This window comes from Arthrobacter zhaoxinii, assembly GCF_025244925.1.
Lineage (GTDB): Bacteria > Actinomycetota > Actinomycetes > Actinomycetales > Micrococcaceae > Arthrobacter_B > Arthrobacter_B zhaoxinii.
Genome location: NZ_CP104275.1, coordinates 1,714,552 through 1,741,270, shown reverse-complemented (window position 1 = coordinate 1,741,270; position 26,719 = coordinate 1,714,552). Strand labels below are relative to the sequence as shown.

Below are 26,719 nucleotides of genomic sequence, written 5' to 3'. Positions count from 1 at the left end.
TTGACTATCCCGGAGGCGTTGGCCGGTGTTGGAGGTCCTAGCTGTGCAGGGCCGGGACAATCAGGTAAATGCCGAACAGTACCGCTGCGGCGCTGAGGGCGAAGCAGGCAAACGCGCCGGCTTTGGCCAGGGCAACGCGGTTGCGCGGGGTGGAGTCTGTCTCCGCGTCGAGCGAGACCGCGTAGAGGCGGACCCCGAACGAATAGATGCAGACCACGGTCAGGGCCGCGGCGAGGGTGACGCCGAAGACCGTCAGGTAGTCCATCCAGTGGATATTCATTTGGAACCTTCCTGGACGGTGCCGGCGTAGCTGCCGTCCGTGCCCGTGGTGCTGGAGTTGTTGCCCGGGGTACCGGCGGAGGCGGACGTACCGGACGTGCGGTTGCCGCCGGAAGTGCGGTTCCCGCCGGACTTGCGCTTGCCCTTGCCGCTGTTCTTGCCGCGGCTCTTCTTGATGCGGACCACTTCGCCCGCGTTCTCAATGTCGCTCACCGCGTTGTCGTGGTTCACCGGGCTGCGGCGGGACCACAGGAACATGCCGAGGATGGTGAGGGTGCCGATGATGGCGATTGCGACCACACCTGCAGTGCCGATGGACGCGATGAGGGCCGCGACGGCACCCATGGCGGCGGCGGCGGGAAGCGTAAGGAGCCAGCCGGCGCCGACCTTACCGGCGGTGCCCCAGCGGACCTCGGCGCCCTTGCGGCCCAGGCCCGAACCGATCACGGAGCCGGAGGCCACCTGTGTGGTGGACAGCGCGAAGCCCAGGTGGGACGACGCCAGGATGGCGGCGGCCGTACTGGTTTCGGCAGCAAAGCCCTGTGCCGGCTTGACCTCGGTCAGGCCGGTTCCCATGGTGCGGATGATGCGCCAGCCACCGGCGTAGGTTCCGGCGGCAATGGCAATGGCACAGGACGCGACAACCCAGAACTCGGGGCCGGTTCCGGAGGTCTGCAGGCCGCCGGCAACCAGGACAAGGGTGATCACACCCATGGTCTTCTGGGCGTCGTTGGTGCCGTGTGCCAGGGCCACCAGGGAGGAGGAGAAGATCTGGGCGTAGCGGAAGCCGCCGCGCTTGCGGGGCAGCTTGCTGCCGGAATCGGGATCATGCCGGCGGGTGATCCGGTACGCCAGCTTGGTGGCGAGGTAAGCCACGAACAGGGCGATGCACGGAGCGATCAGCGCCGGCAGGACAACCTTGGACATCAGCACGGAGTAATCCACCGAACCGAATCCGGCACCGACTATGGCGGCACCGATGAGACCGCCGAACAGGGCGTGGGAGGAACTGCTCGGCAGTCCCCGCAGCCAGGTGATCAGGTTCCAGATGACTGCACCCATCAGGCCGGCGAAGATCATGACCGGAGTGATCTGGATCCCGCCCTCACCTTCCTTGATGAGTCCGCCGGAAATGGTTTTGGCTACCTCCGTGGAGAGGAAAGCACCCACCAGGTTAAGCACGGCCGCCAGTGCGACGGCGGTTTTTGGTTTGATGGCACCGGTGGCGATGGGGGTAGCCATCGCGTTGGCGGTGTCATGAAAACCGTTGGTGAAGTCGAAGAATAGTGCTAGCGCGATCACCAGCGCGACCATGAGGGTGAGGTCCACCAAATACCCTATCTAAAGACGAGTGAAAGAATCCGCGCAGCGGGTCATGCCTCGGCATGTAGAACTGCCGACGCCCGCTCTGCGCCAGATTGATCGTATGCGCTGAGGCGGGCGCGGACCAAAGCGGCGGATGTGCCCTTAATCTCGCCGGCGGCGGCAGAGCTCAGATCCTCAGGCCGGTGTGCGGCTCCCGCCCTGCGAGTTCCAGGTCTATGACGGTGTCCGGTGCGGGCAGGAGGACCCGCCGGCAGTGCGTAGTCCGTCCGTCCGGCTCAACGATGCCCAGGACATACAGGCCGGGACCCGGCAGGGGCAGCTCGTAGTTGCCCCTGGTGTCCGAGCGGGTGGACACGGTGCTCCCGCCTCCGGGCCGGACCAGGATCACGAGGGCGTCTGCCACGGGGCGGCCGGCGTGCCGGACCCGGCCGGTGAGGGACAGCTGCTCGCGGAAGTGAATGTCATGGCTGGCGGACGCATCCGGGAAGGCCAGCACCTCGGAAACCGGCCGCCAGCGGACCTGGCTGGCCACCATGACGTACCGCCCGCCGCCCGGAAGCAGGACGGCATAGCGGCCGTCGTCGTCGGCCCGGCCCCAGTCCACCGGCCCGCCCTCGCTGTCCAGCACCGTGACGGTGCCCCGGCCCACGGGCCTGCCGTCCGCTGCCGCAAGGAGCCGTCCGCGGACCAGGATCTCCCGTTTCTGCTCCGCCGGCCGCGGCTCCCGGGTACCGGTGCCGGAGTGCAGGTCCGGATGGGTGGCTTCCCGGCTGCCGGAGCGCGGAATGAGGCAGGCCACGCCCGTAGCGGCCAGGGCGGCGAAGCCGGCCAGCACGAAAATGGTGCGGAAGGCATCCAGGCCCGGAAAGGTGCCGCCGCCGATACTGACCGTCAGCGAGGCAAGGATCGTTGCCACTGCGGCGCTGCAGGTGGAGGTGCCTACGGACCGGAGCAGGGTGTTGACGCCGTTCGCCGCCGCGGTGTCGGTCAGCGGAACGTTGCTCATGATGATGGTCGGCATGGCTGCCATCGAAATTGCGGTGCCCACCGAGACGATCACCGCCCCGATAATGATTTCCGGAACGGTCTGCACGAAAAGGACCCGGACGAGATACCCGGCGGCCATGACCGAGCAGCCGGTGACCAGGGTGGCCCTGGCTCCGTAGGTGTTGGTGATGCGCGCAGACACCGGGGCAACTGCCACCATCGCCAGCCCCGAGGGGATCATGGTGAGTCCGGCGGCCAGCACACTGAGCCCGAAGCCGTAACCGGTTTCCCTCGACAGCTGCAGCTGCTGCGTGGTGACGAGCATATTGGCGTACATCGAAAACCCGACCAGGACGGCTCCGATATTGGTGAGCAGCACCGGCCGCCGGGCGGAGGTCCGCAGGTCCACCAGGGGCTGGCCGGTGCGCAGCTCCGCGGGAAACCACAAGGCAAAGGAAACGGCCGCGGCGGCTAACAGCCCAAGGACCGGATAACTGCTCCACCCCCAGACCCCGCCCTTGGTAATGGCCAGCAGCACCGCCGTCATGCCGGCGGACAGCAGGAACGCGCCGGCGTAGTCAAAGGGGGCCGGGCTGCGGACCGTGGACTCCGGAACGAAAACAACGACGGCGGCAATCAGCAGCACGCCGACGACCCCCACCACCCAGAACGTGGCCTGCCAGCCGAGCCGTTCGTAGACCAGCCCGGAGAGGGGAAGTCCCAGGGCGCTGCCGATGCCGAAGCTCGCGCTCATCAGCGACACCGCCCCGGCGATTTTCTGCTGCGGCAGGGCGTCCCGGAGGATGCTGATGCCCACCGGGATCACGGCACCGGCGGCCCCCTGCAGCCCCCGTCCGATGAGGGCCCAGGTAAACGTCCCCCCGATCGAGGCCGTGAAAGCGCCGGCAACCATGAGGACCATTGCCAGCAGCAGCATCCGGCGCTTGCCGTACATGTCCGCCAGACGGGACACGATGGGGGTGGCCACCGCTGCGGAGAGCAGGGTGACGGTGACCATCCAGGAGACGTCATCAGAAGTGACCCCGAAAATCCGGGGATACTCCGGCAGCAGCGGGACCACGGCCGTTTTCTCCAGCGAGACCACAATCCCGCCGCACCCCAGCGTGGCGATGACCAGCCAGTCGGGGAACCTCCGCGCGCTCCTGCGTGCTGCGGGCTCGGCGCTCATACCGGTCCTTCAGGCTCGGTGATGCAGGCTGCGGAAGGACGGACTAGCCCCGCGAGACGGGAATCTTGGTGGACGACGGTCCGGATTCGGGGACCGGCACACGGATTTCCAGGACGCCGTCGTTGTAGGAGGCCGTGACGTTGTCCTGGCTGGCGCCGGAGGGCAGCGCGATCTCCCGGGTGAACGACCCGTAGCGGAATTCGGAACGGTACCCGTGCTTTCCCTTATGCTCGGTTCGTTCCTTCCGCTCCCCCTTGATGTGCAGGATCCCGTCGCTGACGGTGACGTCGAGGTCCTGCTCGGGATTGATGTTGGGCAGTTCGGCCCGGATCACCATGGCCGAACCGTCCTGGTATTCCTCGACCGGGAATGCCGGAACCTCCCAGTCCCCCTCGAAAAACCTGCGGACCTGGTCGGGCAGTTCAAAACGCTCGCGTCGTGCAAGGGAAGCCATGGAATTCTCTTTCTCTCTTGCCCGGCCCGGCGGCGGAGGGCCGGGGCGCCGGAAGGAACAAACGGTGCAGCAAGGCTACGTCCGGCCGCGTGCCGTCCTCAATGGAATGCCGGGGTTTTCCCCGGCCCCGGCCGGCTTTTTGCGCGTTTTGGCCTGCGCCGCTACTAAGCGGCGGCCGGGCCTAGTCATGGATTTTCGGCGCGCGTAGAGTTTTTCCTGCGCGCAGCCCTTTGTGGACACCCACCGCCGTTCACTACGGCCCGATGCCGGTAGGCATCCTGTCAATGAGAGGCCTCCAAATGGCGCACAATAATCCTGATTCCCTTTCCGTAAATCCACTTTTTGCCCGTCCCGGCGAAGAGACCGCCGCCCCGAAGTATCGGCTGAACGACGGCGAAATGCTGCCGGAAACGGCCTACCAGATTGTCCACGACGAGACCATGCTGGACGGCAACGCCCGGCTGAACCTGGCGACCTTCGTCAGTACCTGGATGGACGACCACGCGAACCGGCTCTACAGCGAGACGTTCGACAAGAACATGATCGACAAGGACGAGTACCCGCAGACCGCGCAGATTGAGCAGAACTGCTGGCAGATCCTTGCCGATCTGTGGCATGCGCCGTCCCCCCGGGAAACCATCGGCACCTCGACCGTCGGTTCCTCCGAAGCCTGCATGCTGGGCGGACTGGCATTCAAGCGGCTGTGGCAGCACCGGCGCCGCAGCGAGGGAAAACCGACGGATAAGCCCAACCTCGTGATGAGTTCAGCGGTGCAGGTGTGCTGGGAGAAGTTCTGCAATTACTTCGACGTGGAGCCTCGGCTGGTGCCCATCAGCGAGGAGCATAAATGCCTGGACGGCTTCGGGCTGGAGAACTACGTCGATGAAAACACCATCGGCGTCGTCGCGATCATGGGTGTGACCTACACCGGCATGTATGAGCCGGTACAGCAGATCGCCGCCAAGCTCGACGAAATCCAGTCCTCCACGGGCCTGGACATTCCCATCCATGTGGACGGGGCGTCCGGTGCCATGATCGCTCCGTTCATCCAACAGGACCTGGAATGGGATTTCCGGCTGGAACGGGTCCACTCAATCAGCACTTCCGGCCATAAATACGGCCTCGTCTATCCGGGCCTCGGCTGGGTGGTCTGGCGGGAACGGCAGTGGCTTCCGGAGGACCTGATCTTCTATGTCAGCTATCTCGGCGGGGACATGCCGACCTTCGCCCTGAACTTCTCCCGCCCCGGCGCGCAGGTAGTCCTGCAGTTCTATTTGTTCCTTCGCCTGGGCCGCGACGGGTATGCGCGGATCCAGCAGGCATCGCAGGACGTTGCGCTGCATCTCTCCGGAGCGATCGCGGAATTGGGCCCCTTCGAGCTGTGGAACGACGGTTCGGACATCCCGGTCTTCGCGTGGCGCCTGAAGGAAGGCCATACGGACAAGTGGAACCTGTATGACCTGGCCGACCGGCTCCGCACCAGGGGCTGGCTGGTGCCCGCCTATCCCCTGCCGGACGACCTCTCGAACCTGACGGTGGAACGGATTGTGGTCCGCAACGGCCTGAGCATGGACCTGGCGGACAAGCTGCTGGCGGACATCCGCCGCGAAACGACGTACCTCGAGCAGCTCAGCGCCCCGATGCCCCGCGAGGCGGAGCATCCCGGATTCCATCACTAATCCCAGGAGGTGGGTTATATGAGCGATTCGAAGGCAGCAAATTCCTCCGCAGCGAACCAGCAGCGGGCGAAGTCGAAGCAGAATGCGCAAATCACCATCGGCGCCCTGGCCGTGATGAACATTGTGGCCGTGGTCAGTCTCCGCGGACTTCCGTCGGAGGCCGAGTACGGCCTGAGCTCGATTTTCTACTACGTCCTGGCCGCCGTCGTCTTCCTGATTCCGGTCTCCATCGTGGCGGCCGAGCTGGCCACCGGCTGGCCGGAAACGGGCGGGGTCTTCCGGTGGGTCGGCGAGGCCTTCGGACCGCGGTGGGCCTTCCTGGCCATGTTTATGCTCTTCATCGAGGTCACCATCTGGTTCCCCACTGTCCTGACGTTCGGCGCCGTGTCGCTTGCGTACACCGGGGACAACCAGAACCTGGATGCGCAGCTGGCCGGCAATAAGCTCTTCGTCCTGGCGGTTGTCCTGGTGGTCTACTGGCTGGCCACGTTCATTGCCTTCCGGGGCGCGAAGGCCTTCTCGCGGGTGAGCCAATGGGGCGGCATCATCGGCACCATCATCCCGGCGGTGATTCTGATCGTTCTCGGTTTCGCCTACTTCTTTGCGGGCAATACCCCGCAGATCCAGATGGGCTGGGGCGAACTTATTCCGGACTTCGGCAACTTCTCCAACGTGGTGCTCGCGGCATCGATCTTCCTGTTCTACGCCGGCATGGAAATGAACGCCATCCACGTGAAAGAGGTCAAGAACCCCACCCGGGACTACCCGATCGCGGTGCTGACCGCGGCGGCGGGCACGGTCATCATCTTCGTGCTGGGAACCCTGGCCATCGCGTTCGTGGTGCCCCAGGCCGACATCAACCTCACCCAGTCCCTGCTGACCTCCTACAACGACATGTTCGAGTGGGCCGGCATCGGCTGGGCCGGACCGATAGTCGCGTTTATGCTGCTGATCGGCGTCCTCGCGGGTGTGGTGACCTGGGTGGCAGGTCCGTCAACAGGCATGCTCGCCGTGGCGAAAGCAGGCTACCTGCCCCGCTTCTGGCAGCACACCAACAAGAACGGCATGGGCACCCACATCCTGTTCTTCCAGGCCTTCATGGTCACCGGCCTGGGACTGACCTATGTAGTGCTGCCCTCGGTGCAGGCCGCCTACCAGATCCTGAGCCAGCTGACGGTGATCCTGTACCTCATCATGTACATGCTGATGTTCGCTGCCGCGATTTACCTGCGCTACAGCCAGCCGAACCGTCCGCGGCCCTACCGCGTGCCCGGAGGCGACGTGGGAATGTGGATCATCGGCGGCGTGGGTTTCCTCGGTTCGCTGATGGCTTTCGCCTTCAGCTTCATCCCGCCGGACCAGATCTCCGTGGGATCCCCGGAAGTGTACGTGGGCATCTTGGTGGGCGGAGCAGTGGTGATGGTGATCCTGCCGTTCGTGATCTATGCCTTCCGCAAACCGCATTGGCGCGACGGCTCCAGCGCGTTCGTTCCGTTCACCTGGCAGATTGAACATACGCATCCCGGGACGGTCACCGAGTCCAGCATTTCCACCCAGCAGCTCACCCGTGAAGCTGAGGCTTCAGGTTCACCGATGACGTTCTCGCACGCTGACGGCGGCGGGGGGCACGGGGAGCCTGCCGCAGCGGCACCGGACACCGTCCCGGCGGCGCCAACGGGCACGAGGCGCGGCAAGGGAACCTCAGGCGGGAGCTCCGCGGTATGAGGCTGAACGATTCCGCGGTAGAAGCTGCTGTCCGGACCGCTTATGCGGACCACCGGAACGACTCCGGGGGCAGGAACGCCGGCTACATCCCGTATCTGGCGTCGGTAAATCCGGACCTTTTCGGGGTCTGCGCGATGACGGCGGACGGAGCCTTGTTCGAAGCCGGTGACACCGGGTTCGAGTTCGCGCTGGAATCCATTTCCAAAGTGTTCTCCATGGCATGGGCGATGGAACAGGTGGGACTGGAAACCTTCCAGGAGAAGGTCGGGGCGGACCCCACCGGGGAACCGTTCAACTCGGTGATCTCCGTTGCGCTGCACGGCGACACTCCGGTGTCTCCCCTGGTCAACGCGGGGGCCATGTCCACCGTTTCACTGATTCCGGGAGACAACGCCGAGGATCGGTGGGAGGCGATCCTGCAGGTCCAGAGTGCTTTCGCCGGCCGGAGAATCAGTCTGAGCGACGAGGTGAACGACTCCGAACAGTCCACCAACTTCCACAACCGGGCCATAGCCTGGCTGCTGTATTCGGGCGGCACCATGTATTCGGATCCAATGGAGGCGTGCGACGTGTATACCCGGCAGTGTTCCACCCTGGTCACCGCCCGGGACCTGGCCGCCATGGGCGCCACCATCGCGAACAAGGGCATCAACCCCCTGACCGGAGACCGGGTGGTCTCCGCGGCTAACATCCCGGCCATGCTCGCGGAAATGACCATGGAAGGCATGTACACCGCTTCCGGAGACTGGGCCTACCGGGTGGGGCTGCCCGGTAAGTCCGGCGTGGGCGGCGGCATCCTGGCCATCATGCCCGGCAAACTGGCTATTGCCGGGTTCGCGCCGCCGCTGGATGAGGTGGGCAACAGCGTCAAGGCACAGCGGGCGGTCGCGCAGGTTGCCGCGGCGCTGGGCCTGAGCATTTACAAGGCCAGCGAGTACAGCGACTAGCCGAGGTCGCGGCCGATCCGGTCCGCGGCTGCCCGCAGCGGCGGGATCACGGTCTCCTCCGCACGTGCCGAGCTGTGCAGCTGCAGCGACACGTTCGCAGCGGCCACAACTGTGCCGTCGCCGCTGCGGACCGGAACGGCCACGCCCCGCAGGCCGTCTTCCAGCTCGTCGGCCACCCGTGACCAGCCCCGATCGCCGGCGTCGTGCACTGCCTTCCGCAGCTCCTCCACGGTGCGGACGGTGTGCGCGGTGTAGGGCAGCAGTTCCACCGTGTCGAAGTACGCTTCCTGCTCCGCCTCAGGGAGGGACGCCAGCAGCACCCTGCCCATGGACGTGGCCCAGGCCGGGAACCGGGTGCCGACGTTGACTGCCACCCGCATCAGGCGGGGCGAGGTGATCCGCGAAACGTAGACGACGTCGGACCCGTCCAGGATGCACAGCGACGTGGTCTCACCGAGGTCCGCGGAGAGCTGCTTCAGGTGCGGCTCAGCCGCGTGCGGCAGCGAGAGGTGTGCCAGGAACGAGGAACCGATATCCAGGGTGCGCGGCGCCAGCCGGAACGTGGTTCCGTCAAAGCCCAGGTAACCCAGGTCCCGGAGGGTAAGGAGGAACCGGCGAGCCGCAGCCCGGCTGATGCCTGCCGCCGCGGCTGCGGAGCTGACGGTGTGTTCGGGCACGTTCAACGTGAAGGTGCCCAGCACGGCGAAGGCCTTCTCCACCGACTTCACGTAATAGCCGTCTGCGGCCTCCACTTAACCTGCCTTCCGTTTCGGCTCCCCGCGGGAGGCAAGGTACTGGGACGCCAGCCGGACGGGGGCATTGGGTGCACCGTAGCCCTCATACCCGCCGCGCCGCTCCACCACTTCGAAGAACACATTGCCCACGGTGCCCGTGTAGAAGTGCAGGAATTCGCCGTCGCCGTCGCGGTCATACAGCAGGTTCAGATCCTGTAGTTCGGCCAGGAACCCCGGATCAAGCCGGAAGCGGGCGGCCAGGTCCTCATAGTAATTGGCCGGCACGGGCAGGAACCGCAGCCCCCTTTCGGCGGCCTGGCGGGCGGTGGCGACCAGATCGGTGGAGGTGAAGGCCACGTGCTGGGGGTACTCCGCGCCGCCGGGCTCGGATTCCACGATCAGCGGGGCGATGTTCAGCGCCAGCCGCACCCCGCCGTCGGCGCTGCGCATCACCTGGCTGCGGACCAGGCCCATGGGGCTGGGAACCTCCTGCGAGGCAATGGGAGTCAGGGAAAGCGTGGATTCGTAGAAAAGGACGGCTTCGTCGAAGTGCTGCCAGGGCTGCGACAGGTTGATATGGTCAATGGCCGAAATCAGCGGCTGTCCGGCGGGTTCGTCAGGGCCGGTTCCGCCGGGACCGTTCTCTGCCGCAGGTCCGAATTCGTCCGCCCACGCGGCCGTGCCGTCGGCGGTGGCCTCGCAGAGGAAGACCTCCGTGGAATCCGGGGCAAACACGGCCTGCAGCACCTGCTCGTCCGCCTGGCTGCGCCGGCTGACAGGCCGGGCGCGCAGCTGCACCGCACGGGACGCCGCAGCCTGCGGGTCCTGCACATCCAGCCCCAGCGCGGAGATGCCCGGTTCCATTCCCCCGGCCTGCTGCCCGTTGATGATCACCCGCGCCGTGCCGGAGGTCCACAGCTGCACGGGTTTGGTCCGGTGCCGCCCGGCGAAGGTGAAGCCCAGCTGATGCAGGAGCGCGGACACCGTGTCCGGGCTCCCGGCCTTGACCTCGGCGAAGTTGAAGCCGGTGGGCTCGGCCACGCTCGGCAGGGTCGCGAGGGACATGGGATAGTGCGTGCCGGCGTCGTGCCGTGCGAGGTACGACGCCGTGCGCTCCTCCAGCCAGATGAGGGACCGCATGGCGTCCACGGCGGTGCGGTCCTCGGCGGTCTGCCGGAACACGTCGTTGAAGATCTCCAGGGACACCGGCCCGTCATAGCCGCTGCGGACCAGGTGGGCCATGAACCGCACCAGGTCGAATGCGCCCTCTCCCGGAAAGACCCGGTAGTGCCGGCTCCAGGAGAGGACATCCAGGGACAGTTCCGGCGCGTCGGCGAGCTGGACGAAGAAGATCTTCTCCGCGGGGATTTTTTCGATCGCAGCCGGGTCCCAGCCGCGGGAGAGGATGTGGAAGCTGTCCAAGCAGGTGCCGATCTGCGGGTGGTCGGCGAGGTCCACAATGCGCTGGGCATGCTCGAAGTCATTCACGTAGCGGCCCCAGGCAAGGGCTTCGTAGGCAACCTTTACCCCGTAGCCTGCAGCCAGCTTCCCCAGCCGGCGCAGCTGGTCCGCCGCCGCGGCGTCGTCGTCAATGGTCGCCGTGCCCACGTTGCTGCACAGCAGCATGGTCCCGATGCCCAGGCGGTTCATCAGCTCGAACTTGGCCCGGGCCCGGTCCAGGTTGGCAGTCAGGAGGGGCTCCTCCACGCCTTCGAAGTCGCGGAACGGCTGGTACAGGTCCAGGGTCAGTCCCAGGGTGTCCGCCAGGGCGCGGATCTGCTCCGGGCTGGACGGGGACACCAAAAGGTCCGGCTCGAAGATTTCAATGCCGTCGAAACCGGCATCCGCGCAGGCGCGCATTTTCTCTTCGAGCGTCCCGCTCAGGCAGACGGTGGCAATTGACGTACGCATGGTGCTCCGGTCCCGGCCTTCAGCGGCCCTGGCTAATCAGTTCGTGGAAGTGGGTGAGCATCCGCGCGGCGTCGGGACGGATGCCGGTGATCAGTTCGAAGGCGTCCACGGCCTGGCCCACGGCCATCCGGCCGCCGTCCAGCACCCGGCACCCGCGCTCCCGGGCTCCGCGGATCAGTTCCGTTTCCACCGGACGGTAGACGACGTCGGCCACCCACTGGGAGGAACTGAGCAGGTCCAGGTCCACGGCGATGCCGGGATGGGAATGCATCCCCACCGGTGTGGCATGGACCAGGCCGTCGGCTCCGGGCAGGACCGAGGGGAGGTCCGCCGGCGTGCCTGCGGTGATCCGCTGGTCCGGGAAAAGCCCGGACAGCGCTGCGGCGCGCTCGGCAGCACGCACAGGATCCAGGTCCAGCAGGGTCAGCTCGCCGGTACCCGCCTTGAGCAGGGCATAGGCCACGGCCGCACCGGCCCCGCCCACGCCCAGCTGGACCACCGAATCCAGTGCGGCATCCGGAAGCCCGCCGGCCAGCGCCCCGCCGAAGCCGGAGAAATCGGTGTTGTGTCCGATGAACCGGCCGTCCCGGATCAGGACCGTGTTGACAGCGCCCAGCCGGGCGGCGTCGTCGGACACAACATCCAGTTCAGCGAGGACCAATTGCTTGCAGGGATGGGTAACGTTGAAAGCGTTGAAGCCCAGGTCCCGGCCGGCGCGCAGCAGCGCTCCCACGTCGGTGCCCGGGCGGTTCAGGACGGTGAGGTCGATGGGCCGGTAGATGTAGCGCAGGCCCTGCTGATCCGCTTCCTTTTCATGCATGGGAGGAGTGAGGGAAGCCGTAATGCCCTCCCCGATCAATCCGACAACGAATGATTCCCCGGTGCCGCTCATGGTGCTGTTCCTTCCGGTGCATGTGCATACGTGTGCAGGGCCGGTTCCGACGAACGCGGGCCGATTTGGCCGCGGCTTGCCCGGCCCATAACTGTGGGCTACATTACTTCAAGTGTACGGAGAATGCACACAGGTGCGCATAGTGCACACCGGGCGTCCCATCCAGGCTTCCGCAGCACACTTTCCATCTCCGCTCTGCCCCCCACTTCAGCCACCGTCAGGAGAGATGCAATGGACGCATCCGCCCCCGCTGGACCCGCGACGGGTAAGACCCCGCGCAAGGCCGCCACTGCCAGCTTTATGGGCAGTGCCGTCGAGTACTACGATTTCTTCATTTTCGGTTCCGCCGCCGCGCTCATTTTTCCGCGCGTGTTCTTCCCGGATGCCGACACCCAGGCCAGCGTTATGTCGCTTGCCACCTTTGGTTTCGCCTACATCGCCCGTCCGGTGGGCGCCGTCATCCTCGGACACTTCGGTGACCGGGTGGGCCGCCAGAAGGTCCTGATGTTCACCCTCCTGCTGATGGGCGGGTCCACCTTCCTGATCGGCTGCCTGCCGGACTTCAACACGATCGGCTGGTGGGCTCCGGTCCTGCTGGTCTTCTGCCGCCTGATGCAGGGCCTTTCCGCAGCCGGCGAGCAGGCCGGCGCCAGTTCCATGACCCTGGAACACGCACCGGACAACCGGCGCTCGTTCTTCACGTCCTGGACACTCACGGGAACCCAGGGCGGGCAGATCCTTGCCGCACTGGTGTTCATCCCCGTGGTTGCCCTGCCGGACGACATCAAATACGGCATCGGCTGGCGCATTCCGTTCTGGCTCAGCGCCGTGGTTGTTATTGTCACCTTCTTCATCCGCCGCTCGCTGCACGAAACCCCCACCTTCACGGAGGCAAAGGAACGCAACGAGATTGTGAAGCTGCCGGTAGGCGTCCTGCTCAAGGACCACTGGCGCGATGTGCTTCGCGTCATCTGCTGCGCCTTCATTGCGGCGGTGTCCACCGTGTACGGAACGCTGGCCATCAAGTACGGCACCGAGGTGGGCAACGTGGACGCGAATATTACGCTCTGGCTCGTGGTGGCCGGCAACGTCTTTGCACTGTTCACGCAGCCGTTGTTCGGCCGGCTGGCCGACCGGATCGGGCGCCGTCCGGTCTTCGTCTACGGCGCAGTCTCCAGTGCAGTGATCATGCCGTTCTACCTACTGTCCATGGAATCCGGTAACACGCTGCTGCAGTTCGCCCTTTCCGTAGCAGTCTTCTCCTTCGGCTACGCCGCGGCGAACGCCGTCTGGCCGTCCTTCTACGGAGAGATGTTCAGCGCCAAGGTCCGCTTCTCCGGCCTGGCCATCGGCACGCAGCTCGGCTTCCTGATGGCCGGTTTTGCACCGTCCATCGTTGCGGCCATCGGGGGGCTGGAACCCGGCGGATGGGTGGTGACCAGCATGTTCACCGGCGTCATCTGTGCCATCGCTGCGATTTCCGCCCTCACTGCCAAGGAAACCGCGCACACCCCCACCGCCGAACTGGGTCTGGGCCCGGCCAAGACCGCCGCCCCGGTGCGCCCGGCCACGGCATAGGGAATTCCCCCGGCAGCCTACGCATCAGCCACAGGGCGGGGGCGGGAAAATTTCCCGCCCCGGCCCTGTGGCATATCCGGGTGGATACTGTGCCGCCGGGTCACATGCCGCGCAGCCGGGCCCGTCGCGAAGTCCAGGCAATGTACCCGCCCAGCGCGCCGGTGGACGCGAGCCCGGCGCTCATCAGCGGTGCCTGCCACGATTTCCAGCGGGACGAGTCACCCAGCGTCAGCTCGCCCACACCCCGGATAAACGCCGAAGCGAAGATCGCCGCCACCAGCCGGTTTCCCACGCGCTCCAGCCGCATCACCAGCGGCAGCAGTTCCTCACCGCGGAGGTGGACCTCCACGCCCTCGATTTCCAGGGTGTTGAGCAGCCGGCGTGCCTGGTCCGGCAGTTCCGCTCCCAGCTCCAGGACCTCCGTTCCCGCACGGCCGAGCCTGCGGGCGTAGTTCACGGGGTTCAGCTGCTGCAGCGCCATCCTGCGGGCGTACGGGCCCAGGGTGGGGCCCAGCCGGAACTGGGGATCCAGCACCTCGCCCATGCCCTCGGTCATGATCAGCATCCGAAGCAGCAGCGCCATTTCGCGGGGAAGCTGGATGTGGTGCGTACGCAGGATGCCCAGTCCGGTGCTGATGATGGTCCCCACCGGCGCGCTGCCCAGGTCCTTGCCGGAGTACAGACGGATCAGCGGTCCCAGGTCCATCCTCAGCTTTACCCGGTTCACCCGCATGCCGGAAGCGTTGATCCGAACAAGTGCATTGGTAATCCGCTCGGGGTCCTTGCGCACTATGCCGATGAACAGGGCCGAGAGCTGGCTGCGGAGCTTCTCGTCCACCTCCCCCACCATCCCGAAGTCAATCAGTCCCACCCGGCCGCCGGGCTGCACGAAAAGATTCCCGGGGTGCGGGTCTGCATGGAAGAACCCGTCCTCGAAGACCATTTTCATTTCCACGCGGGCCGCAGCCACCGCGAGAGCGGGACGGTCGATCCCCGCGGCGTCGAGCGCGTCCACATCCGTGACCTTCATTCCCCGGATCCGGTCCATCGTCAGGACCCGGGAGGTGCTGTGGTCCCAGTACACCGCAGGAATGGTAATCGCCGCGTCGTTTTCGAAGTTGACCTGGAAACGGTCCGCGTTGCGTCCTTCCTGGAGGTAGTCCAGCTCGGAGCGGAGGGTGGCGGCGAATTCATCCATCAGCCCGGTGATGTCATAGTCCCGGGCCGCCTCCCAGCGTTTGCCGGCCGCATTGGCCAGGTTCTGCAGGATCTCCAGGTCCTGGTCCACCTGGGCTGCAATCCCGGGCCGGCGCACCTTGACCACCACCTCCGTACCGTCCTTCAGTGTCGCGGCATAGACCTGTCCAATCGAGGCGCTCGCCATGACGGTGGTGTCGAAGGAGCCAAAGACCTCCAGCGGGTCCCCGCCCAGTTCCTGACGCAGCTCTTCCACGATCTGCGGCCACGGTACCGCTTCGGCATTGTCCTGCAGCTTCGCCAGCTCCCGCTGGTAATCCGGCGGGAGCAGGTCGGGGCGGGTGGAGAGCAGCTGGCCGATCTTCACATACGTGGGGCCGAGCTCCTCGAGGGCCGTGCGCAGGTACTGGGGCCGGGTGCGCGGCCGCCCGGCCGGAACCGGCTCCTGCTGCCTGCGGAACGGCAGCCTGCCCTCGAGGCCGAGAGCGGACACCAGGAAGCCCAAACCGTTGCGGGACAGGATCTCGGCGATCTGCCGGTAACGGTCCAGCTGGCTGATCATGGCTCTGCTCCGTCCGCGACGATCCTCAGGTGGGCTGCGCTTCGTTACCGAAACACTAGCGGGAGGACAGGTTCCGCCGACAGGCCCCGGGTCCCGTGCGACGCATGCGCGGCGGTCCGCCGACCCAATCCCGGAAGCCTAGAGCAGGGAGCGGTAGATGTCTTCGTGGGCGGCGGCCACCCGGCGGCGCTCGGCGGTCCGTTCCTCCCGGCTCAGTCCGGGCCAGGAACGGGATGAATGCAGCTGCTTGAGCCCCCTGGCGAGGGACTGGGCATCCAGTCCCTCTTCGTCGTGGACGAATTCGGTAACGGTGGAGCGCTGCTGGGCATAGAAACCGCAGGACGGCGCCAGCACACTCGTACCCAGGTCGGTGCAGGCCTCCAGCCAGCCGGAGTGGGTGCCGAACCGGTACGGCAGCACGGACACATCCAGGCCCGACAGGTAGTCCCACAGTGCAGGCTCGTCGAAGTAGTCGCGGACCTGCAGCTCCAGCCGCCCGGCGTCGGCGGCTTCCGTAAGCCAGCGGTGCAGTTCCGGACGGAACTTCTCCCCTCCGGGAGTGAGGATGTCCGGGTGCCCGTTCACCTGCAGCACGGCACCGGGAAGCTGCTCCACGGCGTCGAGCAGGTCCGGCAGCACCGCCCCGTCCATCATGTTCGGGCGCAGGCTCTTCAGGTGCACCCCGACGCGGAACTCCCCGCGGGGACCGGCCGCGAGCCGCCGGGCCTGGCGCCGCTCCAGCTCGTCGAGCCCGACAACGTGCGGGTGCGGCAGCACCTGCGGGCGGCGGCCCCATCGACGCTCGACGACGTCGGCCGCCCCGGGCGTGAGCGTGATCAGCGCATCGGCTGCGGAAATCAGCACGTCAAGCTGCGCGTCGTGCGCCTCCGGCGTGAGGTGGTGCGGATTGCGCAGGTCGTGGACCGTGTAGACCAGCGGTTTTCCCTGCGCCTTCAACTCCGTGGTGACGGCCCGGAGATCCGCGGGGGAAATGGCATCGAAGCCGAAGTGGATGTGCATCAGGTCGAAGCTGTCCGCGTTCTCCCGGATCCAGGCCGCGTCCAGCATGACCGGCGGCCACCACGTCGCTTCCGTGGACTGGCCCGGATTGCGGGGATCGGGGTCCGGCAGGCGCACTACGGGATTCCGCTCGCCGGGGACGGCACCGGTATGCCGGATGTAGACCTGGCTGTGCGGCACTGACGCCACCCTGATCATTGAATCTGCCGCCGTGCCCACGCCTGCTCCTTCTCCGCCGAAAAAACCTTCTTCAGTATACTTAGTGGTTTCGGGCGCCCGGGTCGGGTACCCCCGGCGGAAGGGAAGAATGCAGCCTCGGCATACGGGCTCCCCCCAGGAGTTTTCGGTCCTGATCATCAGCTCGGGACGGGACGCCCATCTGGCCAATGCAGTCCGCGGCATCGGCCGCTCCACGTGCCGGCCCGCCGAAATCGTGGTCTGCTACCTGAACCAGCCCTCGGCTGTTCCCCCGCCCAGTGAAGTGCCTCTGCGGGTGGTCCACACGGCGTCGGAGCCCGGCGGACCGCTGCCGCTGGGAGCGGGCCGGAATGCCGCCGCTGCCGCCGCCCGGTCCCGCACTTTGGTCTTCCTGGACGTGGACTGCATTCCCGGCCCGGAGATGTTCGAACAGCTGCTGGCCGACCTGGACCGCACAGGCGGCCTGGTGATGGCCGCGCCCCGCTATCTCGCGGCGGACGCGGACGTCCAGGCCTGGGTAGCCGACGGCGACGAGTCAGTGCTGCTGCGCGATTCCGTGCCGCACCATGCCCGCGCTGCCCTGGCACCGGCGCCGGGAGAGCCCGCAGCAGCCTCGCAGGAATACGCCCTGTTCTGGTCTTTGGGATTTGCGGTCCGCCGGGACACCTTCGACCGGATCGGCGGCTTTGACGAATCCTTCGCCGGCTACGGCGGCGAGGACACGGACTTCGCCTTCACGGCCCGGCGGGAAGCCGTCCCCCTGGCGTTCTCCGCGGCAACCATGTTCCACCAGCACCACGGGGTGCACCGGCCGCCGCTGCAGCACCTGGAATCGATCGTGATCAACGCCGAAGCGTTCCGGCGCAAATGGGGCACCTGGCCGATGACCGGCTGGCTCGAGGCCTTTGCCCGGGACGGCTACGTCTCCTGGGACCGCGGCGGCCGGGAGCTGCGTCTGCTGCGCCGTCCCGGTTCCGCTGAGCTTGCAGCGGTTCGGGTCAACGCGCCGTACTGACCACCCTGCCGGCAGCGTCCGCGTTCCCGGCTCCGCCGGACACGGCCGCGTCCACCGCGGCCAGGAAGCGCTTCCGGAAATCTTCCGGGGATACCAGCAGCGTCCGGGCCAGCAGCTCCGGATCGGTTCCGCGCAGGTCCTCCAGTGTGCGCTGCCAATCCTGCACGGAGGCGAAGTCCGCAGCGGAGGCTGCCCCCGCCGCAGCCAGCGAAGAGGCGAAGACCGCCTGTTCGCGGAACGGGCGGGGTTCGGGGATCAGCAGTGCCGGACGCCGGGCGGCAGCCGCTGCGGCCACGGCGTTGTGTCCGGCGGAGGTGACCACCACATCCGCGGCGGCAAGCCGGGGTCCCGGATCCGCCACTACGCCCGGCAGCGACACGTTCGCCGGTATCTTTCCGGGTGCGCCGGCGGTGTGCCCCATAACCTCCCACTGCCATTCCGGGGTCTGGCGGGCCGCGGCGAGCACGTCTTCGAGTGACACGCCGCTGCCGCCCAGGGAGGTCTGCACTGCAACGGTCCGGGGCTGCACGGGGACGAGCCCGGCGGGCGGTGCCGTATCCGGGCCAAGCATGCCCAGATACGTGCTCTTTGCTCCGTAGGCCTGCAGATGCGCCGGGTCCTCGATAGCTTCCGGGAAGTAGGCGATCAGCCGGTGCACGGACTCATAGGCCAGCCGGTGGGGCGGATCCGTCCGCTCCCCGTGCATCCGCCGGTGGATCACGGGATAGCCGGCCAGCCGGGCAAAGACGGCCGCCTCCACGGACACGTCCACTACCACTACGTCCGGGGAGAACTCCTCCCAGAGCCGGAGAAGCTGTCCAAACCGGGCCTGCAGTGCCGGACCCGAGGGTGCATAGTGCAGGAACTCCCCCGGTCCGGGCGCGTAGGGGCCGCCCGGGCCGACGTCGGGCGGCAGCGGAGCGAACCGTGCGCCGCCGGGCAGCCGGGGTTCCCCTGCGGCAGGGGCGGTCCCGGTGACCAGCAGCTCCACCCCGCCCAGCCGGGCAATGTTGGCGGCGTGGCGCAGGTGTCCGGTGCCGTGGTGGTGGGCGTAATAGGCGACGCGGGGCAGGCGCGGGGAAGGCAAGGACAACTCCGGTTACGGGACGAGGGCTTCGGCGGGCGGGGCGGACGGCAGCCAGTCCGGATTGAGCAGGAACCGCACCTGCTCTTCGTAGGAGTCCACCATGGCCGCCGCACTGAAGCGGGCCGCCGAATTCCGCACGCGGTCCCGGTCCAGGCGGCGTGCGGCGGTGACGGCGGCGGCCAGGGCATCCGCACCGAGGCCTTCGGCGAGCCGGCCGGCGTCGTCGTCGATGATCTCCGGCATGGCGCCCAGGGGCAGGGCCGCCACCGGGGTGCCGCAGGCCATGGCTTCAAGCGCGGTGAGTCCGAAAGGCTCGGACCAGACCGGGGAGGCGATGAAGACCTCCCCCGATCCGAGGAAGGCGGCCAGGTTCCGGTGGTCGAGGTGGCCGACGTGGCGAACCCCGCGGCCCAGATGCGGGGCCACGGTGCGTTCAAAGTACTTCGCGTCGCTGATCGGCCCGGCAAAGTGCAGTTCCATGCCTGCCGTCCGCGCCGCGTCGATGGCAATGTGCAGGCCCTTTTCCGGGGTGACCCGTCCGGCCCAGACTGCGGTCCCCGGGCGGGACCCGGTGCCGGCGGGCCAGTCCGCCAGGCGGATGCCGTTGTGGATGACGTGCAGGTCCGGCAGGTGGGTGGACCAGCCGGTGGCATTGCGGGCGGAAACGCTGACAAACCGGTGCAGCGGTGACAGGGGTGCCCGGCCGTCCTCGACTGCGTCGACGATCCACGGCAGCGGCGGTGTGTGCAGGATGGTCAGCATGGGCACATCCGCGAGCTCGAGATACGGCAGCAGGCTCAGCGAGTTGTTGACGACGACGTCGAACCCGCCGTCCCGGACAGCCGCAATGGCCGTGCCCAGCGCGCTGTCCAGGGTCTCCTGCCGGCGGTCCGGGGCAGGACTGCGGTGGAAGTCAAAGCTTTCCGGGAGGACATCGACCACCCGGCCCCGGGAAACGGACCCGGCCTTGGCGAAAAGCGTGACGTCATGGCCGCGCGAGGCGAACTCGTCCGCCATCAGCGAGGTGTGCATTTCCAGGCCGCCGAGGAACGGACTGGAGATCGGATGGTGCAGGTGGGCCAGGATGGCTATCCGCAGCGGCTTCCCGGCCGCCGCGCGCCCCTGCGGCAGGGGGAAGTCGAGACTCATATGAGTAAGTATGCCTTGAATCCCCCGCCCGGGCCGGGAGGGCGCAGGCTGGCAGGACGGGCGTTGCGGCTAGAACGGCTCCGTGCCGAAAGGCACCGGCGGAATGTGCTGGGACGGGATGCGGTCGCGGTCGTAGCTGATGGTGGTGTAGCCGTGCGGGACGGGTTTGCCGTGCTCATCCAGGTTGACGAACACAATCTTGTCGATCGTCAGGATGCTGCGGCGGGTGATCATGTTCCGCACCTCGGCCTGCATGGTGAGCGACGTCCGGCCGAACTTGGTGGCGGTAAGCCCCATTTCGATCAGGTCTCCCTGCACCGCCGAGCTGACGAAGTTGATCTCCGACATGAACTTGGTGACCACCCGGCCGTTGCCCATCTGCAGGATGGCGTACACGGTGGCCTCTTCGTCGATCCAGCGCAGCAGGCTGCCGCCGAACAGGGTGCCGTTGGCGTTCAGATCCTCGGGGCGGACCCACTTACGGGTGTGGAAATTGATGTTCTCAAGGGCCATATATTCAGCTTATCCACAGGTCCGGGGCGGACCGGACCGATCCGTGGATGCCTTGATCACAGACCCGTGTTAGCTGCCCGACCCTCTGTGGCGGCCGGGGCCTCAGTCCGGGGTCTCGTTTCTGAGGTCTCCGAGCCGGGTCAGATCGCCGTCCAGCGGTACCGCCATGGCTTCGAACGTGCCGGCCTGCAGCAGGTCGGTGATTAGTTCAACCGAGCCGCCTACGAGCGTGGAATCGAAGTCGATCTCGGAAGCGAGGAACCATGCCGCGTCCTGGGGCCACAGCAGGTTGGGGCTCTGGAGCGGATCCCAGCCGTTGCGTTCCTGCCATCCCGGGTCGGCGAAGACCGCCAGGTCCCCGGTAAACAGCAGGTAGTCGCGAGCCGGCAGTTCCAGCCGCGGTACACGGTCCGCCGCGGCATATCCCGGAAGCGGCAGTGCCTCCTGCGGCGCCGGGCCGCCGGCGGAAACAGCGGAGGTTTCCCCGGCACCGGTGACCCAGCCCCACCCGTCCCACAGCCCGGCCAGGCAACGGCCGGGGGGCTGCGTGTGTGCGGCGAGGAGGCGGACCACCTCGGCCAATGTTCCGGCGGGCAATGCACCCACCAGCGGGTCTTCATAATGCCATCCGCGTTCGTTCCATACCGGATTGCGGTAACCGGCGAGGATGGCGGACCACTGCATCAGCGGGTGCGCAACTGTTCCCCGCGCCTCGGCAAGTTCCTCCCACCGCATGTTGCGGGATTCGACGGTTACCGGTCCGTCCGGCCGCCAATCCAGCAGCTGCGCACGGATCGGATGGAAAATCCGGGCATAGGCGGCATACCCCTGCGGAACCGTACCCGAGACGGTTCCGGCCTGAGCCAGCCGCGCGGCAATCCAAGCCCCCGACTGAGGGTCGGCAAGCGGCCCTTCCAACCTGGTCATCGGGCCAGTATGCCCTACGGACCGCGCCGCGGACCCCGGTGCAGGACCAGAAATGCGCCGATGCAGCCCTTAGCCGGCACGGGCCACGTCACCGGCGGGCGGCAGGTCGCGGGCATCAACCGGCCCCTGGTCCAGCCGGAACGGAGGATACTCGTCGCGCATCAGCGCCGTGTAGGCGAGGACCCGGTAGGACCACCGCTGCAGACCCATCACGAGGTCGAAGAGCGCACGCGGATAGCGGCCGGTAAACAGCAGCGCGACGGCGGCAACCACCACCAGCAGGGCCAGCAGGGAGGCGGTCCAGCCGCCCACTGAGCGCAGGCTTTCGGCTGCAGGGTCCGTCACCCAGTCCACCGGCCCGTCCCAGTCCCCGCCGCCCATGCTCCGGTCCCAGCCGCCGAGCGGCCCTGCCTGCCGCACCACAACGTAGCCGGAACCGCTGAAGGCCCCCACGATCAGTGCCTGCGGGAGGACCAGCAGCCACCACTTCACCAGCACCAGTCCGCGGGAGAGGCGGTCCGGGTATGCGACGTCGAAGTCCGCCGGATAGTCGGTCCGTTCCAGGCTGAAGGGCGGATACCGGTCCGTGCCCAATACTCCGGTGGCATAGAAGGCCACGCGCCAGCTCCACCGGATGACACCCACATTGAAATCGAACAGTGCCCGTGGATAGCGGGTGGTGAAGAGGATGGCGAATCCGGCAACAACGGTCGCCACACCAAACGCAATCCACAGGAAGGCAAGCAGGATGTAGTGCGGGATGGCCAGGAACCACTTCACGAGCCACAGCCAGCGGGACAGCCCCGGATCGAGTTCCCCGTAGAGCCGCGCCGGGTACGGCCCGCCGTATCCTCCCGCGGTCAGCTGCCCCGCCCCCGCGGCGGACAACACGGGCACCTCGGGGGCGGCCGCAGCCACGCCGTACCCGTAGGGACCGTGTCCTCCTTCGGGGCCCGGATACGCGCCGGCCGCCGGATATGCGCTGCCGGGCTTCCGGCCGGTGAGGATGCCGGCAAGGATCAGCGCCACGCCGCCGAGCACCAGGACAACGGCTCCGAGGATGAGCCACCAGGTGAGCGGACCGAACACGTCAGAGCGCACACCCGCCTGCAGTTCGGCCGTGACCCGGGGCGCGGCGTCGGCGTTCATCACGACGACGGTCCATTCCCCCTCTTGCAGGGGCCAGTCTATTTCCCGGGTTCCGGCTCCCTCGGAGGACGCAGCCCAGAAATCCTGCTCCCCGGGCGGTGCCGGTGCTGCGGTGCCCGGGGTCTCCTCATACTCGGCGGAGAACGGTTCAAAGGTCACGTCGCCGAGTTCGGAGTGGGCCACTCCGGCGAGGTACCGGTCGACGTCGGTGTCTGAGGCGATCCCGATGAACAGCTCGCCGTCCGGATTGGTGCCCCGGATCTGCACCGTGCCGACGTTGTCCCCGGCGCTGATACCGGAGCTCACCTCAATGTTTTCGCTGGTCAGGGCATACGAGCCGACGCTGTAGGTCTCTTCGGGAACCGACAGGTACCCGTCGTCGCGCTGGGCGGCAGCCAGGAGCCCGAGCGCAGCGGCAGCCGCCCCTGCGGTCAGCCCGGCAAGGACCAGCAGGGAGCCGATAACGATCAGGACGATTCTGCCCGGGTTCATGACGGTGCCCTTCGCTTTCAGCAAGGCGGAAAGTTCCCGGCGGGTTCGTCTTCAAGCGTTCGCCGCGTCCGGAACAGAGTCAAGCCGGCATGGCCTGCTGCCGCCGCCCGGCTAGAAGTTGATCATGTGGCCTGTCAATCCGTGGAAGGCTTCCTGCAGGGCCTCGCTCAGGGTGGGATGGGTATGCACGTTGCGGGCGAGCTCATGGGCGGTCAGGTCCCATTTCTGCGCCAGCGTCAGTTCAGGCAGCAGCTCGGAGACATCCGGTCCGATCAGATGACCGCCCAGGAGCTCCAGATGCTCCTTGTCCGCCACGAGCTTCACGAAGCCGACCGGTTCACCCAGGCCGTGTGCCTTGCCGTTGGCGGTGAACGGGAAGGTACTCACCACCACATCGTGCCCTTCGTCGCGGGCCTGCTGTTCGGTGAGTCCAAAGCTGGCCACCTGCGGCTGGCAGAACGTGGCACGCGGCATCATGCGGTAATCGCCCAGCGGCAGGGTTTCCGCCTTGCCGATGGTTTCGGCCGCCACCACGCCCATCGCCTCCGCCACATGGGCGAGCTGCAGCTTGGCGGTGATGTCACCGATCGCGTAGATGTGCGGGACGTTGGTGCGCATGTAGTCGTCAATGCCGATGGCTCCGCGTTCGGTCAACTGCACCCCTGTCGTTTCCAGCCCGTAGCCCTCGGTGCGCGGGGCAAAGCCGATGGACATCATCACCCGGTCCGCTTCGATGCTGCCCGGTTGGCCGTTCTTATCCGTGTAGGTCACGGTGACGGAAGACCCGTTGTCCTTCACCGTTTCCACCTTTGTGGAGGTAAGGATGGGAATACCGAGCTTCTTGTACTGCTTGGCGATTTCCTTGGACACGTCCGCGTCCTCGTTCGGCAGTGCACGGTCCAGGAATTCGATGATGGTCACGTCCACGCCGTAGCTGCGGTGCACGTAGCCGAACTCCATGCCGATGGCGCCGGCACCGACAATCACGATCTTCTTCGGCAGCTCCCGGTCCATGATCTGGGCCTCATACGTCACCACGTTCTCGCTTAGTTCGACGCCGGGAAGCAGCCGCACATAGGTGCCGGTCGCGATGATCGCGTTGTCGAAGGTGATCGTCTCGCTGCCGCCCTTGGACAGGGCCACCTCGAGCGTGTGGTCATCGGAAAAAACGCCGTGCCCGTCATATTCGGTGATCTTGTTTTTCTTCATCAGGAAGTGGACGCCCTTGACCCGGCCGTCAGCCACCTGGCGGCTGCGGTCAAAGGCAGCACCGAAATCGAAGCTGACCTCGCCTGTCATGCCGAAGGTTTTGGCCTGATTGGTGAAGATCTGTGCGAGTTCGGCATTGCGGAGCAGCGCCTTGGAGGGAATGCAGCCCACGTTGAGGCAGACCCCGCCCCAGTATTTCTCCTCGACGATTGCCGTCTTCAACCCCAGTTGGGCGGCACGGATGGCCGCCACATATCCGCCCGGGCCGGCCCCCAGGACCACGACGTCGTAATGTTCGCTCATGGGAACCAACTCTCCTTGCCTGGGGTGCGGGAAAATCTCTCAGCCGGCTTAAGGCTCTCACGCGGTGACGCTGAGGGCACGGGTGCCGGGAACCTTCAGATGTAGCCCCGGTAGCCTGACCAGGCCCGGCGCCGTTCCGGGAACGGATCCGATTCGATCCGGTCATGCTTGTCGAACACGCGGGTGTGCCGGTGGAACTCGTCGTAGGCGGGCCAGCCGGCGCCGGGGTGCGAATGCCTGGCCAGGCTCAGCAGCGAGCCCTGGAACCGTTCGGACAGGGCCTTCAGCTCGTCGGTTCCGCCCAACAGGGTCAGGGCCCTCGCCGTCCCGGTTCCGATGTCGCCGAACATCACCGGCACATCGAAGGAATGGGTCGCGCCGAACCCCAGCAGGTTCATCGCCGGCGTTGCATAGTCATAGCGGTATGACCACGTGGGAGCAATGCGTGAATGCCCTTCGGCAACCATCTGGCTTGGATACCAGAACACCAGGTCACCGCTGATCTCCTCCGACCGCCTGCGGGACGGGTAGCCCGGATAGGCGGCAACCACCCGGTCCCGGGCCAGCGGGTCGGTGCCCGCGAACATTTTTTCGATGAGTTCGGGTGTGGAGGGCAGAATGTTGGAGACCTTGGCGAAAAGCGCACCTTCCCGGGCCATGGTGCCCAGCACGAGGGGAACCGGAGCGGATTCGCCCGCAAAGAAGGCGTCGATCGGATGCCTGGGGAGGAAGTCCCCGTCAATGACCGGAGAGACGCTGAGCGAGCCGGGCTGCTTGGCCGGGCCGATCTTCGTCGTCAGTTTCCGGGTGGCGTTGACCAGCTTCGCCGCGTCAATGCTGGTCAGGGCTTCCGCGGCTGCAGAGGGTTCAACCCCCAGAATCTCCAGCAGGTCGGCCGCCCAGGCCGCATGCAGGTCCGATGAATAGGCTGCCGACGGCGCCGCGCTCTGTGCATAGGCCTGATGGAACAGGCCCCGGGCGGCGGGAACGCACATCAGGGTGGTGACGGCGAGACCTCCCGCCGATTCGCCGAACAGGGTGACATTGTCCGGGTCGCCGCCGAAGGCTTCAATGTTCTGCTGCACCCATTCCAGGGCGGCGAGCTGGTCCCGCAGGCCCATGTTGGCGTCGAACGGCCGTTCCGGCGTCGAGTACGCGCGGAAGTCCATGAACCCCAGCGCCCCGATGCGGTAGTTGAGCGAGACGTAGAGGACGCCGCCGTCCCGGACCAGCTTGGTTCCCCGGTACGTAGGCTCCGCGGAGGAACCGGAACTGAAGGCGCCGCCGTACAGGTAGACCAGCACCGGCAGCAGTCCGTCCGCCGGATCCAGCGGTGCGGAGACATTCAGGGACAGGCAGTCCTCATCCATGGCCACCCTTCGCCGGGTCCCGGTGAGGCTCGGCGCCTTGGACTGCGGGGGCACCGGGCCGAACCTCGCGGCGTCGCGGATGCCGTTCCAGCTGCGGGGCGGCTGCGGCGCACGGAGCCGGAGTCCGCCGACCGGCGGCGCCGCGTAAGGGATGCCGCGCCAGGTGCGCACGCCGTGGTCCACAATGCCCTGCACCAGTCCGTTGCCGGTCTCAACCACCAGCGATGCAACGTCAATAGCCACGGTCGACTCTTTCCAGCCGGGGAAGCTGCCTTGCGACTATCTACGATAGGCGCGCCCCGGGGAGGCCACCAGAGACGGCGTCGGTTACCGGTGGTACCGGCCCAACATCAGGGTCCGGCACGCCGGAGAAGTGCCTAAGCGGCGGAGACGAGCTGCCGGCGTACCCCTGCGCTGCGCCGCCCATGCACCGGGCGGGACATCAGGCGGCGGTGCATGACCGCTTCCTTGAGGCAAAGGGCAGCAACCGCTGCAACGTTAAGGGCGATCTTCGTGCCGGTGGACCAGTCGGTTCCCACGCACAGCATCCAGACAAGGATCAGGACCGGCACATCCGCCGACCGCAGCGCCTTCACTGGCCGGTTCCGAATTGCCCGAAGGAAGCGTGTGTAGTCACCGCGAGCCCATGTCGAACCGTCGTTGCGCTGCGGCTGCCCCTGCTGCCGTGCGCTGCAGCTGAGCTGCGCTTTCTCATCCATGAAGCCATGAGGACACTTCTTCCGTGAAATCGCCCGAGACCTGCGTGCCACACCTCCCAAGGGTGCCTCACAGCATACTTTGTATCACATTCCGCGCGCCGGGGCGTT

Annotated in this window: 22 protein-coding genes; 5 read left to right on the top strand and 17 right to left on the bottom strand. The window is 66.7% G+C overall.

Annotated elements, in window-relative coordinates; genetic code table 11:
* Positions 1 to 37 precede the first annotated feature (37 nt).
* The 4 genes from N2K95_RS08140 to N2K95_RS08125 all read right to left on the bottom strand — a co-directional run bounded on the left by N2K95_RS08140 (position 38) and on the right by N2K95_RS08125 (position 4,235).
* On the bottom strand, positions 38 to 280 hold the full coding sequence (locus tag N2K95_RS08140; protein ID WP_304659252.1) for a hypothetical protein: 243 nt from the start codon (positions 278 to 280) through the stop codon (positions 38 to 40).
* Positions 277 to 1,608 (bottom strand): inorganic phosphate transporter, encoded by a 1,332-nt coding sequence (locus tag N2K95_RS08135; RefSeq protein ID WP_260653763.1) that lies wholly within the window; start codon positions 1,606 to 1,608, stop codon positions 277 to 279. The genes N2K95_RS08140 and N2K95_RS08135 overlap by 4 nt, the downstream gene beginning before the upstream one ends.
* 163 nt (positions 1,609 to 1,771) lie before the next feature.
* A complete protein-coding gene (locus tag N2K95_RS08130; RefSeq protein WP_260651165.1) occupies positions 1,772 to 3,781 on the bottom strand; it encodes an MFS transporter in 2,010 nt (669 codons plus the stop codon).
* Positions 3,782 to 3,824: 43 nt separating this feature from the next.
* Positions 3,825 to 4,235 carry an Hsp20/alpha crystallin family protein gene (locus tag N2K95_RS08125; protein WP_260651164.1) on the bottom strand — a complete coding sequence of 137 codons (411 nt, stop codon included), beginning with the start codon at positions 4,233 to 4,235 and terminating at the stop codon, positions 3,825 to 3,827.
* Between the two features lie 299 nt (positions 4,236 to 4,534).
* Here N2K95_RS08125 and N2K95_RS08120 point away from each other — a divergent pair, with 299 nt between their 5' ends.
* Genes N2K95_RS08120 through glsA form a run of 3 tightly spaced genes read left to right on the top strand, consistent with a single transcriptional unit; the run spans position 4,535 to position 8,586 of the window.
* Entirely contained in the window at positions 4,535 to 5,914 is a 1,380-nt protein-coding gene (locus N2K95_RS08120) for a glutamate decarboxylase (RefSeq protein WP_260651163.1), read from the top strand.
* 18 nt (positions 5,915 to 5,932) lie between these two features.
* Positions 5,933 to 7,639 (top strand): putative glutamine/gamma-aminobutyrate antiporter GadC, encoded by a 1,707-nt coding sequence (gadC, locus tag N2K95_RS08115; RefSeq protein WP_260653674.1) that lies wholly within the window; start codon positions 5,933 to 5,935, stop codon positions 7,637 to 7,639.
* A complete protein-coding gene (glsA, locus tag N2K95_RS08110; RefSeq protein ID WP_260653673.1) occupies positions 7,636 to 8,586 on the top strand; it encodes a glutaminase A in 951 nt (316 codons plus the stop codon). The genes gadC and glsA overlap by 4 nt, the downstream gene beginning before the upstream one ends.
* On the opposite strand, the gene N2K95_RS08105 is transcribed toward glsA, so the two are convergent.
* The 3 genes from N2K95_RS08105 to N2K95_RS08095 are packed head-to-tail and all read right to left on the bottom strand — an operon-like array spanning position 8,583 to position 12,123.
* A complete protein-coding gene (locus N2K95_RS08105; RefSeq protein WP_260653672.1) occupies positions 8,583 to 9,338 on the bottom strand; it encodes an IclR family transcriptional regulator domain-containing protein in 756 nt (251 codons plus the stop codon). The two genes, glsA and N2K95_RS08105, sit on opposite strands and share 4 nt — an antisense overlap.
* Positions 9,339 to 11,231 carry a bifunctional sugar phosphate isomerase/epimerase/4-hydroxyphenylpyruvate dioxygenase family protein gene (locus tag N2K95_RS08100; RefSeq protein WP_260653671.1) on the bottom strand — a complete coding sequence of 631 codons (1,893 nt, stop codon included), beginning with the start codon at positions 11,229 to 11,231 and terminating at the stop codon, positions 9,339 to 9,341.
* Positions 11,232 to 11,250: 19 nt separating this feature from the next.
* Entirely contained in the window at positions 11,251 to 12,123 is an 873-nt protein-coding gene (locus N2K95_RS08095) for a shikimate dehydrogenase (RefSeq protein ID WP_260653670.1), read from the bottom strand.
* A 231-nt stretch (positions 12,124 to 12,354) separates the two neighbouring features.
* Between N2K95_RS08095 and N2K95_RS08090 the strand changes: the two genes are divergently transcribed.
* Positions 12,355 to 13,701, top strand: a complete 1,347-nt coding sequence (locus N2K95_RS08090; protein WP_260653669.1) for an MFS transporter — start codon at positions 12,355 to 12,357, stop codon at positions 13,699 to 13,701.
* Between the two features lie 100 nt (positions 13,702 to 13,801).
* Here the strand turns inward: N2K95_RS08090 and N2K95_RS08085 are convergent, their stop codons facing one another.
* Together N2K95_RS08085 and N2K95_RS08080 are read right to left on the bottom strand one after the other, a co-directional pair.
* A complete protein-coding gene (locus tag N2K95_RS08085; RefSeq protein ID WP_260653668.1) occupies positions 13,802 to 15,460 on the bottom strand; it encodes an ABC1 kinase family protein in 1,659 nt (552 codons plus the stop codon).
* Between the two features lie 138 nt (positions 15,461 to 15,598).
* Complete coding sequence (locus tag N2K95_RS08080; protein WP_260653667.1) at positions 15,599 to 16,699, bottom strand: glycosyltransferase family protein; 1,101 nt, start codon at positions 16,697 to 16,699, stop codon at positions 15,599 to 15,601.
* 88 nt (positions 16,700 to 16,787) lie between these two features.
* On the opposite strand from N2K95_RS08080, the gene N2K95_RS08075 reads away from it, so the two are divergent.
* Positions 16,788 to 17,693: a glycosyltransferase family 2 protein gene (locus N2K95_RS08075; RefSeq protein WP_260653666.1), complete on the top strand. Its 906-nt coding sequence runs from the start codon at positions 16,788 to 16,790 to the stop codon at positions 17,691 to 17,693.
* Here N2K95_RS08075 and N2K95_RS08070 read toward each other — a convergent pair.
* From N2K95_RS08070 to N2K95_RS08035, 8 genes are all read right to left on the bottom strand, one after another.
* The gene (locus N2K95_RS08070; RefSeq protein WP_260653665.1) at positions 17,677 to 18,780 is read right to left on the bottom strand and encodes a glycosyltransferase; all 1,104 of its coding nucleotides are present in this window, start codon (positions 18,778 to 18,780) and stop codon (positions 17,677 to 17,679) included. The genes N2K95_RS08075 and N2K95_RS08070 overlap by 17 nt on opposite strands.
* A 12-nt stretch (positions 18,781 to 18,792) precedes the next feature.
* Entirely contained in the window at positions 18,793 to 19,929 is a 1,137-nt protein-coding gene (locus N2K95_RS08065; protein ID WP_260653664.1) for a glycosyltransferase, read from the bottom strand.
* Between the two features lie 69 nt (positions 19,930 to 19,998).
* Complete coding sequence (locus N2K95_RS08060) at positions 19,999 to 20,442, bottom strand: acyl-CoA thioesterase (RefSeq protein ID WP_255792198.1); 444 nt, start codon at positions 20,440 to 20,442, stop codon at positions 19,999 to 20,001.
* Positions 20,443 to 20,544: 102 nt separating this feature from the next.
* Positions 20,545 to 21,369, bottom strand: a complete 825-nt coding sequence (locus tag N2K95_RS08055) for a hypothetical protein (RefSeq protein WP_260653663.1) — start codon at positions 21,367 to 21,369, stop codon at positions 20,545 to 20,547.
* Between the two features lie 69 nt (positions 21,370 to 21,438).
* Positions 21,439 to 23,010: a DUF4389 domain-containing protein gene (locus tag N2K95_RS08050; RefSeq protein WP_260653662.1), complete on the bottom strand. Its 1,572-nt coding sequence runs from the start codon at positions 23,008 to 23,010 to the stop codon at positions 21,439 to 21,441.
* 111 nt (positions 23,011 to 23,121) lie between these two features.
* Positions 23,122 to 24,522 carry a dihydrolipoyl dehydrogenase gene (lpdA, locus tag N2K95_RS08045; RefSeq protein ID WP_260653661.1) on the bottom strand — a complete coding sequence of 467 codons (1,401 nt, stop codon included), beginning with the start codon at positions 24,520 to 24,522 and terminating at the stop codon, positions 23,122 to 23,124.
* 95 nt (positions 24,523 to 24,617) lie between these two features.
* Positions 24,618 to 26,135 carry a carboxylesterase/lipase family protein gene (locus tag N2K95_RS08040; protein WP_260653660.1) on the bottom strand — a complete coding sequence of 506 codons (1,518 nt, stop codon included), beginning with the start codon at positions 26,133 to 26,135 and terminating at the stop codon, positions 24,618 to 24,620.
* A 134-nt stretch (positions 26,136 to 26,269) separates the two neighbouring features.
* Positions 26,270 to 26,611, bottom strand: a complete 342-nt coding sequence (locus N2K95_RS08035) for a hypothetical protein (protein WP_260653659.1) — start codon at positions 26,609 to 26,611, stop codon at positions 26,270 to 26,272.
* Positions 26,612 to 26,719: the final 108 nt, after the last annotated feature.